14 protein-coding genes are annotated in these 17,818 nt (G+C 58.3%); 8 read left to right on the forward strand and 6 right to left on the reverse strand.

Annotated features, from left to right (window positions below; translation table 11 throughout):
* Positions 1 to 13 precede the first annotated feature (13 nt).
* Positions 14 to 1,117: an NADH:flavin oxidoreductase/NADH oxidase gene (locus tag EDF70_RS15175; protein WP_132275867.1), complete on the reverse strand. Its 1,104-nt coding sequence runs from the start codon at positions 1,115 to 1,117 to the stop codon at positions 14 to 16.
* Positions 1,118 to 1,321: 204 nt separating this feature from the next.
* On the opposite strand from EDF70_RS15175, the gene EDF70_RS15180 reads away from it, so the two are divergent.
* The gene (locus tag EDF70_RS15180; protein ID WP_132274964.1) at positions 1,322 to 1,681 is read left to right on the forward strand and encodes a helix-turn-helix transcriptional regulator; all 360 of its coding nucleotides are present in this window, start codon (positions 1,322 to 1,324) and stop codon (positions 1,679 to 1,681) included.
* A 168-nt stretch (positions 1,682 to 1,849) separates the two neighbouring features.
* On the opposite strand, the gene EDF70_RS15185 is transcribed toward EDF70_RS15180, so the two are convergent.
* The 5 genes from EDF70_RS15185 to EDF70_RS15205 form a co-directional block, all read right to left on the reverse strand.
* Entirely contained in the window at positions 1,850 to 4,600 is a 2,751-nt protein-coding gene (locus tag EDF70_RS15185; RefSeq protein ID WP_132274967.1) for a TonB-dependent receptor, read from the reverse strand.
* Positions 4,601 to 4,717: 117 nt separating this feature from the next.
* Positions 4,718 to 5,674, reverse strand: coding sequence for a FecR family protein (locus EDF70_RS15190; protein ID WP_207908260.1), 957 nt, complete (start codon positions 5,672 to 5,674; stop codon positions 4,718 to 4,720).
* A 123-nt stretch (positions 5,675 to 5,797) separates the two neighbouring features.
* Positions 5,798 to 6,310 carry an RNA polymerase sigma factor gene (locus EDF70_RS15195; RefSeq protein WP_132274970.1) on the reverse strand — a complete coding sequence of 171 codons (513 nt, stop codon included), beginning with the start codon at positions 6,308 to 6,310 and terminating at the stop codon, positions 5,798 to 5,800.
* Between the two features lie 520 nt (positions 6,311 to 6,830).
* Positions 6,831 to 7,454, reverse strand: coding sequence for a pyridoxamine 5'-phosphate oxidase family protein (locus EDF70_RS15200; protein WP_132274973.1), 624 nt, complete (start codon positions 7,452 to 7,454; stop codon positions 6,831 to 6,833).
* A gap of 109 nt (positions 7,455 to 7,563) precedes the next feature.
* A complete protein-coding gene (locus EDF70_RS15205; RefSeq protein WP_132274975.1) occupies positions 7,564 to 8,550 on the reverse strand; it encodes an MBL fold metallo-hydrolase in 987 nt (328 codons plus the stop codon).
* 369 nt (positions 8,551 to 8,919) lie between these two features.
* Between EDF70_RS15205 and EDF70_RS15210 the strand changes: the two genes are divergently transcribed.
* The 7 genes from EDF70_RS15210 to EDF70_RS15240 all read left to right on the forward strand — a co-directional run bounded on the left by EDF70_RS15210 (position 8,920) and on the right by EDF70_RS15240 (position 17,749).
* Positions 8,920 to 10,821, forward strand: a complete 1,902-nt coding sequence (locus EDF70_RS15210; RefSeq protein ID WP_132274978.1) for a PAS domain-containing sensor histidine kinase — start codon at positions 8,920 to 8,922, stop codon at positions 10,819 to 10,821.
* Complete coding sequence (locus EDF70_RS15215) at positions 10,811 to 11,431, forward strand: response regulator (protein ID WP_132274981.1); 621 nt, start codon at positions 10,811 to 10,813, stop codon at positions 11,429 to 11,431. Before EDF70_RS15210 ends, EDF70_RS15215 begins: the two co-directional genes overlap by 11 nt.
* A gap of 308 nt (positions 11,432 to 11,739) precedes the next feature.
* Positions 11,740 to 12,288, forward strand: coding sequence for a TetR/AcrR family transcriptional regulator (locus tag EDF70_RS15220; RefSeq protein WP_132274984.1), 549 nt, complete (start codon positions 11,740 to 11,742; stop codon positions 12,286 to 12,288).
* Between the two features lie 183 nt (positions 12,289 to 12,471).
* Entirely contained in the window at positions 12,472 to 13,074 is a 603-nt protein-coding gene (locus tag EDF70_RS15225; protein WP_132274987.1) for a DsbA family protein, read from the forward strand.
* Positions 13,075 to 13,152: 78 nt separating this feature from the next.
* Complete coding sequence (sseA, locus tag EDF70_RS15230; protein WP_132274989.1) at positions 13,153 to 14,031, forward strand: 3-mercaptopyruvate sulfurtransferase; 879 nt, start codon at positions 13,153 to 13,155, stop codon at positions 14,029 to 14,031.
* The gene (locus EDF70_RS15235) at positions 14,028 to 15,404 is read left to right on the forward strand and encodes an FAD-linked oxidase C-terminal domain-containing protein (RefSeq protein WP_132274992.1); all 1,377 of its coding nucleotides are present in this window, start codon (positions 14,028 to 14,030) and stop codon (positions 15,402 to 15,404) included. Before sseA ends, EDF70_RS15235 begins: the two co-directional genes overlap by 4 nt.
* A gap of 44 nt (positions 15,405 to 15,448) precedes the next feature.
* Positions 15,449 to 17,749, forward strand: coding sequence for a molybdopterin guanine dinucleotide-containing S/N-oxide reductase (locus tag EDF70_RS15240; RefSeq protein ID WP_132274994.1), 2,301 nt, complete (start codon positions 15,449 to 15,451; stop codon positions 17,747 to 17,749).
* Positions 17,750 to 17,818: the final 69 nt, after the last annotated feature.

The following is a 17,818-nucleotide window of genomic DNA, read 5'->3' on the forward strand; positions in this document are numbered from 1 at the left end:
CAAATTTCTACCGCTACGCCTTAAACAGCGACTTATGCGTCGAAGGTTGACTCCGATGGTATTGCGGCGCCGCCGATACCTCTCCACCGAGCGCAGCGGCTGCATGCCAAGGCCAGCGTGGATCATAAAGGATCGTGCGGGCCAGGCCAACCAGATCGGCGTCGCCTGTCGCCACGATTGCCTCTGCCTGAGCTGGTTCCGTGATCAATCCAACAGCAACAACCGGCATCTTGACCGCAGCCTTCACCGCCCGCGCGAATGGCACCTGATAACTGGGAGCAACCGGAATGTTCTGACCGACGTGCAGGCCGCCGGTCGATACGTTGATCGCATCGCAACCACGAAGCTCCAAAGCCTTGGCGAACTCGATCGTCTGCTCGATATCCCAGCCGCCATCATACCAGTCGGTGGCGGAAACACGAACCGTGACGGCCTTGTCGGCAGGGAACGCTGCCCGCACTGCATCGAATACTTCGAGCGGGAAGCGCATCCGATTTTCAAGGCTTCCGCCGTACTCGTCGCTCCGCTGATTTGTAAGCGGTGACAGGAAGGAATGCAGAAGATAGCCGTGTGCAGCATGAATTTGTACAGCATCTATCCCGATACGGGCCGCGCGAACCGCCGCCTCCGCGAAGGCATCGCGGATTTCTGCCATGCGCTCGCGGGTCAATTCGGTCGGCACCGTCTCCGTCGATCTGAACGGAACGGATGATGGCGCTTCGGTCTGCCATCCATCCTTGTGATCGACCGGGAGCTGCGCGCCGCCACGCCACGGCAGATCCGACGATGCCTTGCGACCGGCATGAGCCAGCTGAATTGCTATCGGAATGTTCGACCACCTGCGGATGCTCTCCAGCGTCCGGCGCATCGCTGCCTCAGTCGCATCGTTATACAGGCCGACATCCGCGAAGCTGATACGACCCTCGGGAACGACCGCGGTCGCCTCGATCGTCAGCAGGCCTGCGCCGGACAAGGCTAATTGCCCCAGATGGATAAGATGCCAGTCCGTCATGCATCCGTCGACGGCGGAATAGGTGCACATCGGAGCGATGGTGATACGGTTATCAAGGTCGAGATTGCGGATTTTGAATGGCGTGAATAGCTGAGGCTGAGGCATTTGACTCACTCTTGGCATGAAGGGCCTGACGTCATATCGAGACGACCCGACGGGAGGTCTGCAATGACGCGAGATATCAACCGAAACCAGCAATCTCGGGCCGAGAAAGTGGTATGGTCTAATCCATACCTATCTGGCACGAAGGTACGCGTCAAGCCGTACCTTGCGCTTGCACTTGATTGCGGGCACCGGTAAAATATCCCCATGCCAGAGCTGCTTCCCCAACCCAACCGGGCCGAGATCGACCTCAGTGTGGTTTTCTCCACACTATCTGATCCGCTCCGCCGCACCGCAATTGCCATTCTGGCAACGCTTCCTGATTGCACGGAGCGCAACTGCGTTTCCTTCGGTTTTCCGGTGGCAAAGGCTTCCTTGACCCACCATTTCAAGGTCCTTCGCGAGGCAGGCCTTATCAGCCAGATCGACTACGGAAACCGACGTGCGTCTTCGCTGCGCAAGGAAGACATTGAGGCTCGATTTCCCGGCCTTCTTGCAATGCTTGTGGAGGAGCTGGAACGAAACGGTGGGGCCGCAATGGCTGTGGCGTCATCTGGACGGCGCTGAAGGAGATCATTGTCCAGGTCATGGCGCAGAATGATCCGGCCGTGAATGACTTTCACCGCCTTAACGGCCTGATCAAAACGGATACTCTACGGACAGACAGCCCAGTATCCCCGGCTCTTGAATTGGCGCCGGGGAAAGGCCGAGTTGCAGATCAGTGGAAAACTGACGTCAGAATTTAGCCGTCATGTTAAGGTGAAAAGTGCGGCCGGGAGATGGCATAAGGCCGAGGGTCAGCGCATCCATGTAATAGACATCCGTAACGTTATCGATGGCGACGTCGATGTTCACACTGTCGTTCACCTTGTAGCTCGCGAACAGGTCGAGCAAGGTGTACTTCTCCCAGTTAACGACGGTCGTGAAGCCGCCGGTCTCAGCGGTCGTCATGCTTCCACGACTGCCAACATAGGTAAGACGTCCACCTGCCTCCAGCGCATCGTCCAGCATGCGAACGCCGGCTGTCAGCGTTGCACTTTTGCGAGGTGGGAGATGCATCTGGGCGTATCCGTTCGGGATGCCTGACGGAAGGCAAGTCAATCCCGCTCTTTGCTCTGTGCAGAATTCGGTTTTGTCGTAGATCGTGCCACCCAGATCGAAATAGCCCCAGCCGACATCATAGCCGACCGACGCCTCGAACCCGCGAAACAAAGCCCGATCGATATTGCGGACCGACACGTTGGGATAGTTCGTGCGCGACAGGTAATCCTTGACGTCATTGTTGAAATAGGACGCCTTGAACCGCAGCTTATCGCCAGGAAGCATCAGGTCTTCCTGAAGGAGATTGATCCCGATTTCCTTGTTGCGAGAGCGTTCCGGTCGCACCCCGACCAGCGGGCTGGTATCGAACGAAAACCCGGTGGTTGATTCAAACAGGCTGGGAGAGCGGATCGCCTCTGCATATTTCGTGTAGAACTGCACGCCATCCCATGGTTCGATCGTGGCGCTGATCATCGGCGCCCAACCACTGTTCATCTCCTCATTGTGCAAGGTCGAGCCGTAGTTGGAGTTGTTGTCGTAGGAATGCGTCCATGTATAGCGTAAAGCTCCGTCGAATTTCAGCCAGTCGAGGGGCTTCCATTCCGCCGCGGTGAACGCGCTGGCTTCCTTGCGCCAGCCGTCACGTGAGGCCAGGAGGTCATTGGAATCGATATTGACCCTGCCGGATGGCGGCTCGATCGTTTCATAGACAAAGGAACCGCCGAACGAGATCCCCAGATCGCCCCATGCCGTGGTCAGTTCTGATGTGTTGACGATGTCGGTGCCATAACGCTTGGCAATATCCCAGTAGGCCTGGGGTATGTCCATGGTCACACCATTGCCGAAGCTGAATGCATAAGGCGTGAGGATATGGGTATCCGTATCCGTCATCCATATATTGGCTTTGAGGTCGATCCAGTCGTTCTCCTCCGGGTTCCATTTGTACCCGGCGCGGTAAGTATCGACAGACACTTCGCTGAGCGGGGCCTGGGTTGCCCCATCGAAGCGCAGGATGACCGAGGGCATCATCTCGCCGAACATGCTATGGTAGCGCATGTAGCTGAGATCGAAAATGTGGCCTCCATCGAGTTCCAGCTTGGATTTCAGGAGATAGGAGGTGTTGTCCTGCGAGGTATTCAGCACCTCTTCCCCGGCGCGATACCGGTTGAGACCATTGAGAGAGAACACCGTGTAATCGGTGATCTGTTCAGGCCTGCCGGGACGGCCCGGCCGAATGATCCTGTCAGATGTCTGCGTCAGCTCCGGTGCCCGCCCACGTGTACCGGCATAATAATTGCCGTTCTTGCGTTTTGCATAGGCCGCCACAACCTCGAGCATGTCGTTGCGCGCAGCAAATGCTACGCTGCCGGAACCGGACTTCGGCGCAAGAAAAGCAGGGCGATCCATACCGCTGGCGCTGCCGGATAGCAGGTTGTCGGGTATGGGCTCGATCGTGCATGCCCAATTGCAACCGCTTATGAAACGCGATTTGGACATCGGCGCATAGCCGCCCGGTGTGCCAACAGCAGGCGGCGATGACATATTGCCCATCATGCCGCCTCTCACCCGCACACCCCAGTTTTTATCGTCCTTGATGATGTCGCCGGCGTTGATCGTTTCCATACGAACCAACCCGCCGGTTGCTCCGACACCGTAAACACTCGCGGATGGTCCCTTCTCGATGACCGCGCCGCCGATCATATCTGGGTCGACGTAATTGCGAGACGCCACGCCGGAATAACCACGGTAGACGGTATTCTGTTGCACCGTGCCATCGATGACGACAGGCACACGGCCAAATCCCTGCATGCCGCGGACGTTCACATCCACGGCGCCGCTGTTGCGGTTGTCTCCGGTCAGAACGCCCGGCGTACCCTTGATGAAATCGCCGGCAGACGAACCGCGAAAACGCTGCACCTTCTGTTCATCCAGAAATGCACTGCTGCCGGGTGTCCGATAATTGGCGTCCTCGTCCGCCAGGCCACCCAGCGTGGCAATGCGGTTTTTGGCAGTCGTGACCGAGATTGTGTCGAGCAGGGTCGAACCATCTGCAGCAACGCCACCATTGGCGGCCGTAGGATCAATAATCGTCACGGTGTTTGGCTCGGTGAACCGGTAAACCAGCCCGGTTCCGTCAAGCAACCTGTCCAGTGCCTGCTGCGGTGTGAACTGTCCTGAAATACCATTCGTTCTTTTGCCGCGAACGAGATCGGCCGGATACAGAATTTGCAATCCTGCGCTATCACCTAATCTCGATATTGCAGTGCCCAGAACTCCCGCCGGGATTCTGTGAACGATGGCCTGTTGTCCAACATCTTGCGCCTGAGCCGCGGGGATGGCGACTGTTGTCAAGAGTATGAGCCCGAGACTACCCAGACCCAACCTCAACCGATTAGGCTTTTGCGACTTGTTTTTCATTGCCCCGTCAAACTCCTGCTTGCCCATCGCGACCGTGCTTTTCGGTCACTCTTGACAAAGACGGATTTCGATACGGAGCAACTCACCCACAAAGTTGAAAATATTTGTCATGATTTGTTCAGGACACCCGCCTCGATCGCAGGATCACGCAGGGCGTAGCAAAATCAGATAGGGCGTCAGCGCCAATGTTTTCACCGGCAGGGTTTGCGTAATGGCTTCCAGCACACGGTCTGGCCGGGTCACGTCAAATATGCCGCTGACACGCAGAGTTTGCAGGTCGCTACCCACCACTCTGATGATACCCCGGCGATAGCGGTTCAAGTCGCTGACCACCTGACCCAGAGGGACATCTTCGAAGATCAGTTTTCCGCGCTGCCACGCGATTTCCGTTTCGCTATCGACAGTCGTCACGGCTCCCAGACCAGCATGGTCGTAGCTAATTTTTTCTCCGGCATTGAGGATCGCCGAACTGGCGCCGGGATATGATACCGATACCCGGCTTTCCATAACGATCACAGTGATCGTGTCCGCGCTGCTGTGAACCACGAACTCGGTGCCGAGTGCGGTCGCGTGACCATTCCTCGCGATGACCGAAAACGGTCTGCCTGCGTCTTTGGCAACCTTGAAAAAGGCGCGACCTCTCAAAAGGTGCAGATTGCGCGCTGTGTTGGAAAAATCCACACCAATTGCGGTATCGGCATCCATGTCGATGACAGAGCCGTCATCGAGCGTAATGCTCCTGCGCTCGGCAACGGATGTCGCGTAATCGCTGGTGAGAATATCAGGCAATCCGTGAACAGTCGCAAAACCTGCGGCGAGCGCGGCTGCGGCCCCGCCTGCCAGAAACGATCTGCGTCCAACAACAACGCGACCTTGTCGTCGGGCGATGGACAACCGCTTCCTTGGATCCGCAATGTCATCCATGTCGGTCCACATCGCAGAAAGCTTCAGATATTGCCGCGCATTCTCGTGACAGACCGACATCCAGGCTTCGTGAGCCTGATAATCTTCTGCACTGACATCGTCCGATCGCAGCCGCGCGAACCAGGCAGCGGCCTCTTCCATTGATGCCCTGCGGCCAGTGTCGTTCGGTTGTGCCATGATGGTTACCATCTTTTTGGATGTGTCGGGCACGCAATACTGCCGTTCATTGAGAGCACGCTCTGTATTGAGACGTTTCCGGGCGTCGTCTGCCTCACCCTCGTCGACATTTTTTCCATATTGCTAATCCAACAGCCCATCGAGGCGATCACGACAACGGACCAGCGCCTTCATCATCAGCTTTTCGACGGCGCTTTTGCTAATTCCAAGCTGTATCGCGATATCGCCGTAACTCATTCCATCGAATTTGTGCATGATAAATACCTGACGTTGCCGATCAGGCAGCTCGCGGACAGCTTTCTCAAGTATCAGCATACGCTGGCGGTAGTCCGCTTCATGTTCCGGCGAAGGGCGATCCTCTGTCACATCGGGCATGACGTCGCCGGACATGTACCGTTCTCGCGCCGCGGCACTACGAACACGATCTTTCGCCAGATTATCCGCAAGGCGATAGAGATAGGAACGGGGATTACCGATTACCGCATCGGCCGGAATTTTCTGGAGTTTCAGGTATGTATCCTGAAGAATGTCATCGACATCAGAACTGCGTCCGAACCGTCGTGCCAGATGCCTGGCGAGATCACTGTAGCCGGTCAGAAGTATATGCAGGATAATTTTTTTGTTGCTGTCCGTCATGCCGGCTGAGTCATTTGTCACGAAGCCGTCAAACCTCAGATCGGATCGTCATTCTGGAGGCGGCAACAAGAGCTGGAATGACCACAAACAAGAAAACAATGCAATATATATGATTGAATTAGTCATGTTTTTTGACGCCAAAGAAGCAGCTTCATTGGCCATCAAGCGCAAATAGTGTCGATCGGCCCTTTGATTGCGGGCTTGGTCAAGTCTGCTTTGTCTGTGCCGGGATCATGGTCCTTTTCGAGATCATGGCCTTGCTCTGAGCCAGTCCCTCACCTCGCCCGAAACGGCATCAACATCGATCCAGAGGAAGCGGTTTCCCGCTTTCTGCCGCGCCCAATCATATTGCCTCATCCAGAAGTGCGACTGTGCCCAGCCCCAATTACGGTCGGGGCGAAAGCCTGTGGAGATCTACAAAAGCCTGCGCCTTGATTGCGTCTGCCTTCGTAGGGAACAGACGTTCTAAACATCGATAATTCAAGATCGGCTCCAAGCCCTGCGGCCTGACGGCAATTCATCATCTTGCAGAATTATCCAGTCGTGCACGCAGGGTTGCGTTTTCGGTTTCCAGTTGCAGCAAACGTTCACGAAGAGGAGTGACCGCCTGCTCAATCTGCTGTTCGGTGTAGCGCGGGGTGATGTGCTGCGGGCAATTCCAATCGAATGCCTCCAGGCGAAGTTTGAAGACCCGCTCCGCCCTTCCCTTGTAAGTCGGGTCGGAGACCAGCTCCGTGAGTTCCGGCTCGGCATCGAGCGACAGTCGCTCCACATGCGCATAGATTTTAAGCCGCGCACGCCTGGCATAATCCATCAGGAACAGACAGGCGCGATCGTTCACGGCAAGATTGCCGGCACTGATATACTGGCGATTGCCGCGATAATCCGCGAACGCCATCGTTCTTTCATCGACCACCTTGAGGAAACCGGCCTTGCCCCCACGGTGCTGCACATATGGCCAACCCGTTTCAGAGACCGACGCCATGTAAAAACTGTCGCGTGAGGCGATGAACGCGATCTCATTCTCACTGAGCGTGTCTGAAGGACGGTCGTGATCACCCAGCCATATCTGCTCCACGCTCATGTCCGCCTGAGCGGCCCGCACGCTCGGGGTCACAGCAACCTCAAGGAAATGATAGGGCATGCGCAGTCTCCGTGATGCTGCGGACCCGCATGGCTTCCTGGCGATGCGGGTCCGGCTTAATGTTGCCGCTAGATTTCAATCTCCGGCAAGTCCGGCTTTCAGAATTGTATCAGTCTTGCAACGCCCAGTCTGCGGTCTGCCAACGCAGTTCGCCACGATCGGCGACCACGCGGCCAAGGCCGGGAAATGGCATGTGCGTGGCGGCGATAAGCGCCCCTTCCGATGCGGCACGCGGAAAGAAGCGGTCGCGCATGGCCTGGGCCGCGGCACGGTCCTGCTCGAACAGGAAAAATACATCGGTCGCCACCGGATGCACGACCGGAAAGATCATGTCCGAAACCATGATCAGGCTCTTTCTGCCGTCTTCGATCCGCACGCCGATATGGCCGGGTGTATGGCCCGTCAGGTCCACGATCGAAACGCCCGGCGAAATCTCGCGCTCTCCGTCTATCGCCTGGAGCCTCGGATACAGCCTCGCGACCTCCTCCGCCATCTTGAAGCTGGGCTGCAGAAAATCAGGCGCACCGTTGCGTTTTGCCGGATCGGTCCAATGGGTGACATCGCGGCGATCGATATAGATCTCTGCTCCGGGATAATTGTTCTTGCCTCCCAGAACCAACCCACCCATGTGATCCTGATGCATATGCGTCACGATGACCGCATCGATCTGATCGGGCGTCAATCCAAGTGCGGCGAGTGCCTGCGGCAGGTGCCCGGTCTCCCCGATCGAACCCGCAGCACCGGCATCGATGAGGATGCGGCGCTGGCCATCCTCGACCAGATACTGGTTGAAGAGGAACCGAACCCCGCTCGGCCGGGCGGTAAACTGTGCTTTCGCAGCCTTCTCGACCTCGGGCGCGGAACGTCCCGGAAAATAGTCGTATGGCATATCCGCATGACCGTCCGTCAACGCGGTCACGGTGAACCGGCCGATGCGGATCTGCGCAAACGGGGTTACCGCAACAGGCGTGCCGGCAGCAACCTGCTTTGCTGCCTGGGCGGGCGAACTGCCCAGCAGGCTTCCACCGATAAGGCTACCGCCGACAAGGCCGAGAGGCAGGGCGCTGGTAAAGGCGCGGCGTGAAAGTTGAGACATGACGTCTTCCTCCTGATCCGTTGATCGATATTGTCAGCTTTGCGCTGTTACGGTTTCGGCTGCGGTTCTGATGATCGCGCAGACATCGTGCGGCGGCGTCAGCATCACCGCGTGGCTGCTTCGCGTCAGGCATGGCAAAAAGCACGCATGGTGTGCGCTGATCGCCCCGTATCCGTCGGCGTCCAAGCACTGCTTTCACGGTATGAGTAGGTCGGTGGATGCCCGCTCGCAATTGCGATCTAGGTCATACGCAGCTAGACGGAGGCACTGCAAAAATAGACTTTCGTCTATCAATCTTGCCTAACGCCTCGACGAGAAAACGCGTAGTTTTCAGCCCGTGCCGGCGACGCGAAGCACTGGGGAATGGACTTGGAAAAGCAGCAGGACTTCGACGCGATCATCGACCTCATACCGGCAATGGCATGGTCTACGACGTCTGATGGAATGCTCGACTTCGCCAATCAGCACTTTCTTGAATATATCGGCATGTCGCTTGCCGACATTGCGGGCGAAAATTTCTACCGGCTCTTTCACCCCGATGACGTAGATCACCTGGGCTCGCAGTGGCGGAGCATCATGATTTCGAAGACGGGAAGAGAAGTCGAAGGGCGGATAAGACGCGCCGATGGAGACTATCGCTGGTGCAGTCTCCGGCAGAAGCCCAAGCTCGACCATGACGGAAATGTCGCCAGGTGGTATGGTGTCGTCCTTGATATTGAAGATCGAAAACAGGCCGAAAATGCTCTGAAAGAGACAAAATCGGCACTGGCGGCCAGTGAAGAAAACCTAAGACTCATCATCAATTCGCTTCCTGTTCTCGTATGGTCGGCGCGCCCTGACGGCAGTGCCGATTTCGTCAACAAAAGCTGGCTGGATTACGCTGGACTGCCGGCTGAACGGATCCTCGATTGGGGATTTCTCGATCTTTATCACCCCGATGATATTCCCGGGATGGTGGAAATCTGGAAGCGTGATCTCGCGCATTCGGATCATACGCAGCTGAAAGGCCGAATTCGAGGACGGGACGGACAATACCGCTGGTTCTATTTTTCCGGCCGGAAGCTGACGGATGCCAACGGCGTCGTCCGCTGGTTCGGCGTCAATATCGACATCGAGAACCTCCAGTTTGCGGAAAATGCCCTCAGGGAAAGTGAGACAGCGCTCAGGGAGAGCGAACATAAGCTCAACCTCATCATCAATACTATCCCTGCCATGGCGTGGTCATGTACGTCGGATGGGCAGCTTGAGTATTGGAACAAGAACCTTATCGATTTCGTCGGCCTGCCTTTTGAGGAAATCGTCGGCTTTGGTTTTTATCGCATGTTCCATCCTGATGACGTCGAACGTATGCGAACAAGTTGGGAGGACGTGGTCGCCACCAGGCAACCCAACCCGGTAGACGCCCGCATCAGGCGGTTCGACGGTGAGTACAGGTGGTTTAATCTTCGGCAAAGTCCTTTGCTGGATGCGCAGGGCAATGTTGTCCGCTGGTATGGCATTGTGGTCGACATCGAAGACCGCAAGCGCGCCGAGGAATCCTTGCGGCAAAGCCAAAGCCACCTCGCGCAGGTCACCCGTGTTACGACGATCGGCGAACTCGCGGTTTCGATTGCGCACGAGATCAATCAGCCACTCATGGCAGCCGTAACCAATGCTGGAACATGCCTCCGCTGGCTGCAAGATGGACACACGGATCTTGAACAGGCCCGTTTGGCAGCGGAGCGGGTCGTGACGGATGGGCATCGTGCCGGCGAGATCGTCACCAGCATACGTGCGATGGCCCAAAAGTCTCCTGCGCGGATGGAGAAAACCGATTTCAAGAAAGCGCTCGGCGACGTGCTTTTTCTTTTGCGGGAAGAGTTGCAATCGCGAGGCCTGCAGGTCGCTCTGGATCTGACTCCGGAACCTGTCGATATTCTCGGTGATCGCACCCAGCTTCAGCAGGTCCTTCTCAATCTGATCATGAACGGCGCCGAGGCAACACCGCAAGGTTCAGAAGCCGTCATCAGGGTCGCGTGCAGGCGTGGCAATGAAGGCGAAGTCGAGGTTCGCGTTTCCGACACCGGCAAAGGGATACCGCCCGAACAGCTCGACCGCGTGTTCGAGCCGTTCTTCACCACGAAATCCGATGGGATAGGAATGGGGCTGTCGATCTGCCGTTCCATCGTCGAAGCACACGGAGGGCGCATCTGGGCGACAGCCAATCATCCGCACGGAAGCTCATTCCTGTTCACGCTATCCCGCTTCAAGGAGACGGCCGTTGATCGATGACAAGAAGAACAGGCGGCCAACGGTCATCATCATCGATGACGATCAAAGCGTCCGCGAAGCCCTTAAAGGACTGTTCGAGTCAGTGGGCCTGAGCGTCGAGACACACGGTTCCGTAAAAGATTTCATGGAAGCAGACGATCCCGAAAAGGCCGGATGTATCGTTCTCGACATACGCCTTCCCGGCCAAAGCGGGCTTGAGTTTCAAGAGGCGTTGGCGAAGAGCAATCTTCCGCGGTCCGTCGTGCTCATCAGCGCCCATGTCGACGTGCCAATGGCGGTGAGGGCAATGAAGGCCGGCGCAATAGATGTCCTGACCAAGCCGGTTCGCGAGCAAGATCTGCTGGAAGCCGTCAACCGGGCGATTGCCAATGACGCCTTTCGCCGAGAGGAAAGAACGGCGAAAGCGGTCATCCAATCGAGATACATGACGCTGACGGAGCGTGAGCGTCAAATAATGGCATTGGTGATCGCCGGCAAACTGAACAAGCAGATCGCCGCAGAGCTGATGCTGGCGGAGCCAACAGTGAAGCTGCACAGGGGTCACATGATGGGGAAGATGAAGGCAAAATCGGTCGCCCATCTGGTCAAAATGGCTGATGGCTTATTGTAGGCACGCCCCCTGATCAAAACACCGGTCGTGCTGCCGACGAAGAGAGCGGAACCGAACCTCTAACCCAAGATTTGGTTCAAGCCACGGTCACACCGCGGCAAGCAAACCATGGACTTGCTTCGGCAAAGTGGAGAGGTCTTCTTGCTGTCGGCAAGCCGAGTCCTTGGCATATGGCCTGCCGACAAGGCGCCGATTGCCGCAGTCTGTTGCGGCAACCCGAGTGGTGAAACGTCAGTCCCGGCTTGACCCGTCTCGGCCCCGTCTCCATCATCGGGTGACAAGAGAATCCGCAAGTCCGGCAGACAGTGATGACATCAGGTGACAGATCGACCCGCGACGACCTTCTGGCGCGCCTGGGCGACATTTTTTATGCCAGCGGTACCTATCTGGTCGGCATGACCGAGCTGGTGCGGCATCTGCAAACGACGCGGGCAACCTTCTATCGCCACTTCGACAGCAAGGAAGACCTGCTCGTCGCCTATCTGGAAAAACGCGATGCCGCAGTGCGCCAACAGCTGGCGGACGTCACGTCGGGACGAACCGGCGCTGGCGCCATTCTCGATGTCTTTGCAAATCTGGAACGCAAGACCAGCGCCGACAACTTTCGCGGCTGCGCCTTCCTGATCGCGGCGATCGAAAACCCGCAATCGCCGAAAATTCAGGAAGCGGCACGCAATCACAAAATTTTCCTGAAGGATTTTTTCGCAGGTCTGCTGCAGAAGGATCCGGATGGCGCAATCGCCGAACAGTTGCTGCTTCTTTACGAAGGCGCACTTGCAGGCTCCATCCTGCGGCGGGAGGCGGGTGCTGCGGCAACAGCCAAAACCATTGCGGCAATGCTCGTCAAGGACCAATGACGCCGCCCGCACAGCCGAAGTCGCGCGCTTGAGCGGAAAATATTCCGGATAAGCGCCTTTAATCGAAATCCAATTCCTTCGGATGTGGCGCGACTATGCCATAAAAGGCCACCAAGAACGACCGTTCTACAAAACATCAGGCTGCCGATTGTTCAGGCGCGGCCGACATTCGGAGGATATGACATGACCAAGACCATCGATTACTTTTTCGGCCTCGGATCGCCCTGGGCCTATGTCGGCCTGGATGCGTTTGCGGCGCTTGCGGCTGAACAGAATGCAACGATCGTTCCGCATGTCATTCCGCTGATCGAGGACAATGGCGCGATCTATTCGCGCAACCGCCCGGAGGCGCGTCGCGCCTATTGGACCAAGGATCTGAAGCGCTGGGCCGCCCTGCGCGGCAAGGTGCTGAATTTCGATAATCGCGCTGCCCTTTCGGATCCGACACCGGCCGGTTTTCTGGTGATTGCCGCGGCTGAAGCTGGTCAGGACTGGCTGAAGCTTGCCCGCGCGCTGCACGAAGCCTTCTGGGGTCGCGGTGAAGATATCGGCAAGGCCGAAGTGCGCCGCGCCATTGCCGATGCCGCCGGTTTTGACGGTGCTGCGCTTGAAGAGCAGGCGCATGGCGATGCCGTGCAGGCCATCTGGAAAACCAATCAGGAAACCGCCAAGGCCGATGGCGTGTTCGGCATTCCGACCTATCGTTACGAAGGCGAACTCTACTGGGGACAGGACAGCCTGCAGTTCCTGGAACGTCACCTCAAGGGTGAAAAACTCGTCGCCTGATCGATCATCAAGACCGGCCGCGATATCCGTCGCGGCCGTTTCCATTCTGCAGCAAGCCTGTCTTTCAGGAGTTTTTTCATGTCGCTTTCCTTGCCCGGTTCTCTCGTTTCCACCGAATGGCTGGCCTCCCACCTCGATGATCCGGACCTCGTCATTCTCGACGGCTCGTTCAAGCTGCCGGGTGCCACGCCGATTGCGGCGGAAGACTTTGCCGCAAGACACATTCCGGGCGCCCGCTTCTTCGACATCGACAACGTTGCCGATCACGACAGTGCATTGCCGCACATGCTGCCGACCGCCGGAGCATTCGAAAATTATGCCGCGGATCTCGGCATCTCCAACGACAGCGTGGTCGTGATTTACGACACACCCGGCCTGATGTCGGCCGGCCGCGTCTGGTGGACCTTGCGCACCTTCGGTCACGACAAGGTTGCGATCCTGAATGGCGGGTTGCGCAAGTGGCAGGCGGAAGGTCGGCCGGTAACGGCGCAACCGGCATCGGTCACCAGGGGCAATTTCAAAGCTGCATTCGACCCAGCCGCCGTGCGCTCAAAGGCTCAGGTTCTCGGCAATCTCGGCACCCAGGCCGAACAGGTGATCGACGCCCGCTCGGCCGGACGCTTTACCGCCGAGGAGAAGGAAGCCCGGCCCGGCCTGCGCTCCGGCCACATTCCCGGCAGTCTCAACCTGCCGTTCAACGCGCTGACCAACCCGCAGACCGGCGAATTGCTGGATGTGTCGCAAATCCGCGCGGCCTTCGAAAAGGCAGGTCTCGATTTTGCCGCGCCCGTGATCGCCAGCTGCGGCTCAGGTGTCACGGCAGCCGCCCTTGCCTTCGGCCTGCATCTGGCCGGCAAGGACGATGTCGCCATTTATGACGGTGCATGGACAGAATGGGGCCAGCCGGGCGAAACGCCTGTCGATACCGGGCCGAGCGCATCGGGAGCGGCAAAGTGAGCGGTTTCTCCGCAGCCCTTGCGGACACGCTCGGCAGCCGTTTCGGTGATCGTTACTCCACCGCGCAGGCCTTGCGCGAACAGCATGGTCGCGGCGAATCCCACCACACGCCGGCCATTCCCGATGCCGTCGTGTTTGCGCAAACCACCGAGGAAGTGGCCGAAATCGTCAAGCTGTGTGCAGCCGATGGCGTGCCGGTCATCGCGTTCGGCGCCGGCACTTCGCTGGAAGGGCACCTGACGGCGGTGCGCGGCGGCGTTTCGATCGATCTGTCGCGGATGTCGAACATCACCCGCATCAGCGCGGAGGATCTCGATTGCACGGTCGAGGCCGGTGTGACCCGCGAACAGTTGAACACGCATCTGCGCGACATGGGCCTGTTTTTCCCGATCGATCCCGGCGCCAATGCCTCGATCGGCGGCATGGCTTCGACCCGCGCTTCCGGCACCAATGCGGTGCGTTACGGCACGATGCGCGAAAACGTGCTGTCGCTGACCGTGGTGCTGCCCAATGGCAAGATCATCAAGACCGGCGGCCGCGCGCGAAAATCGTCTGCCGGTTATGATCTGACCCGGCTGTTCGTCGGTTCGGAAGGCACGCTCGGCATCATCACCGAAGTGACGCTGCGGCTTTACGGCATTCCCGAGACGATCTCGGCGGCACTGTGCTCGTTTGAAAACGTTGAGGACGCGGTTGCGGCCGCGATCGCGGTCGTGCAGCTCGGCATTCCGGTTGCGCGCATGGAGCTGATGGATCGCGGGCTGATCAAGGCGGTCAACGCCTACTCGAACCTGCCGCTCAAGATCGAAGACACGCTCGCTTTCGAATTCCACGGCTCGCCGGCAGGCGTGCAGGAACAGGTCGAGATGGTGGAGGCGATCGTCAAGGAGAATGGCGGCAAGGATTTCGAATGGGCAAAGACACCGGAAGATCGTAACCGCCTGTGGAAGGCGCGGCACAACGCCTGGTATGCGGTCGTTTCGCAACGTCCCAATGCAAAGGGCTGGTCTTCCGATGTCTGCGTGCCGGTTTCGCAGCTGAGCGGCTGCATCATCAAGACGCGTGAATTGCTGGTCGGCTGCTCCGTACCCAATGCCATTCTTGGCCATGTCGGAGATGGCAATTACCACGTCGTCTTCGCGGTCGATCCGACCAATCAGGCCGAACTCGACGAGGTCGCAGCCATCAACTCCAAAATGGTCGAATATGCCATTTCGGTCGGTGGCACCTCGACCGGCGAGCATGGCGTCGGCACCGGCAAGATCAAATATTTGCGCAAGGAACACGGCGATGCCGTCGATCTGATGGCGGTCATCAAGAATGCCATCGATCCAACCGGCATCATGAACCCCGGAAAGATTCTGCCGGATTAGGATCGATCCGTTTGTCAGCGCCCCAATCATCAGGATAATTCGCGATGAACAGTTTTCAGCCGCACAGTTCCCATTGGGGCGCCTTTTCCGGTCGTCTGGAAAACGGGAGGCTTGAAATCAGGTCTCATCCGGGCGATCCGCACCCGTCGCCGCTTCTCGGCAATATCCCGGCGATTGCCGACAGCCCGGTGCGCATTCGCCGGCCGGCGGTCAGACGCGGCTGGCTGGAGGGCAAGCCGGGTCATGAACAGATGCGCGGTGCCGACGAATTCGTGGAGGTCAGCTGGGCAGAAGCGCTGGAGCTGGTCTCGAAGGAGCTGCGCCGCGTTTACGACGTGTTTGGCCCGACCGCCGTTTTCGGCGGCTCCTATGGCTGGTCGAGTGCCGGCCGCTTTCATCACGCGCAGAGCCAGATCCATCGTTTTCTCAACGTGCTCGGCGGTTATGTGAAATCGGTCAACACCTACAGTTCCGGTGCGGCGATGGTGATCATTCCGCATGTACTGGGGCCTTATGACAGTGTCGACCGCAAGAGCGTGACATGGGATGCCATCGAGCGCTCAACCGAACTTCTGGTGGCCTTCGGCGGCATGGCGGTGAAAAACACCGATGTGCATGGGGGCGGCATCAGCCAGCATGTGGTTCTGCCAAAACTGCGCGGCGCCAGCGCTCGTGGCGCACGGTTTGCGCTGATCAGTCCGCTGCGCGACGATTTTCCCGCCGATGTGAATGCCGATTGGCTGCCGATCATTCCGGGCACCGACATGGCGCTGATGCTGGCTCTGGCACATGTGCTCGTGACCGAAGACCTGCATGACCGTGATTTTCTCGATCGTTACACGGTCGGTTACGGGAAATTCGAAGATTATCTGCTGGGACGCACGGATAGTGTCGCAAAGACGCCGGAATGGGCAGCAAAAATCTGCGGCATTGGTGCCGAGGTGATCACCGATCTCGCCCGCCAGATGGCGCGCTCGCGCACCCTGATCACCGTCAGCCATTCGCTGCAGCGCGCCGATTATGGCGAGCAACCGGTGTGGATGGGCATCGTTCTGGCCGCCATGCTCGGCCAGATCGGGCTGGATGGCGGCGGTTATTCCTATTCTCTCGGCGCACTCGGCAATATCGGCAAAAGCCTGCTGGCCGCTCCGCTGCCCACTCTCAACCAGTTCAAAAACCCGGTTACCGATTTCATTCCCGTTGCGCGCATTTCCGACATGCTGCTGCATCCGGGCGAGGAATTTCACTACAACGGCAAGGCGCTGCATTACCCGGACATCCGCCTTGTCTATTGGGCGGGCGGCAACCCGTTTCACCACCATCAGGATATCAACCGGCTGCGGCGCGCGTTTCGCAAACCGGATACGCTGATCGTTCACGAATCCGCCTGGACCTCGACGGCGCGTTTTGCCGATATCGTGCTGCCGGCAACGACGACGATCGAGCGCGACGACATCGGTGCCGCCGACCGTGATCCCCTGATCATCGCCATGAAGCGGCTGATCGATCCAGTGGGAGAGGCACGCGACGACTACGACATCTTTGCCGACCTGTCGCGCCTGCTCGGCACGTCCGAGACGTTTACGGAAGGCCGGACATCGAAGGAATGGTTGGCAGCCCTGTTCGAGACGACGCGAACGGCGCTTGCAGCCGCCGGCCATGAGGCGCCCGATTTCGAAACCTTCTGGCGCCAGGGCGAACTGCATCTGCCGACCAAGCCGGATAAGGGTGGCCCGGCAAACGCATTCCGACAGGATCCGGCAGCATCCCCATTGCAGACGCCGTCCGGCAAGATCGAGATCTTTTCCGACACCGTCGACGGTTTTGGTTACGACGACTGTGGTGGCCATCCGCGATTTTATCCGCCGCGCGCCGAGACAGAGGATGCGCGTTTTCAATTGCATCTGGTCTGCAACCAGCCGCACCAGCGGCTGCACAGCCAGCTCGATTATGGCGGTTTCAGCCGTTCCACCAAGATCAGGGATCGCGAACCGGTGCGCATAAACCCGGCGGATGCGGCGGCGCGCGGCATCACGGATGGCGACATCGTAAAACTGTTCAACGCCCGCGGCAGCTGCCTTGCGGCTGCGATAATCAGCGAGGATGTGCGGCCGGGCGTGATGCAGCTGGCAACCGGCGCCTGGTTCGAAGCCGACGATCCGGCTGCAGCAGATGCCATGTGCATCCACGGCAACCCCAATATTCTGACCCACGACATCGGCACGTCGAAACTGGCTCAAGGGTCGACCGGCCAATTGACCCGCGTCGAGGTGGAACGGTTTTCCGGCGAACTGCCCGCAGTGCGGATTTTCGAGGCAATGGCCTTCTCGGCCGACGGACGCTGATCCCCGCCCTCGCAATTTGCATGGGACCACATCGGAAAAGCAGACCCTCACAAACGCTGAAACAGAAGA

Origin of the sequence: Neorhizobium sp. JUb45 (genome assembly GCF_004343585.1) — a bacterium.
In the GTDB taxonomy this organism is placed as follows: Bacteria; Pseudomonadota; Alphaproteobacteria; order Rhizobiales; family Rhizobiaceae; genus Neorhizobium.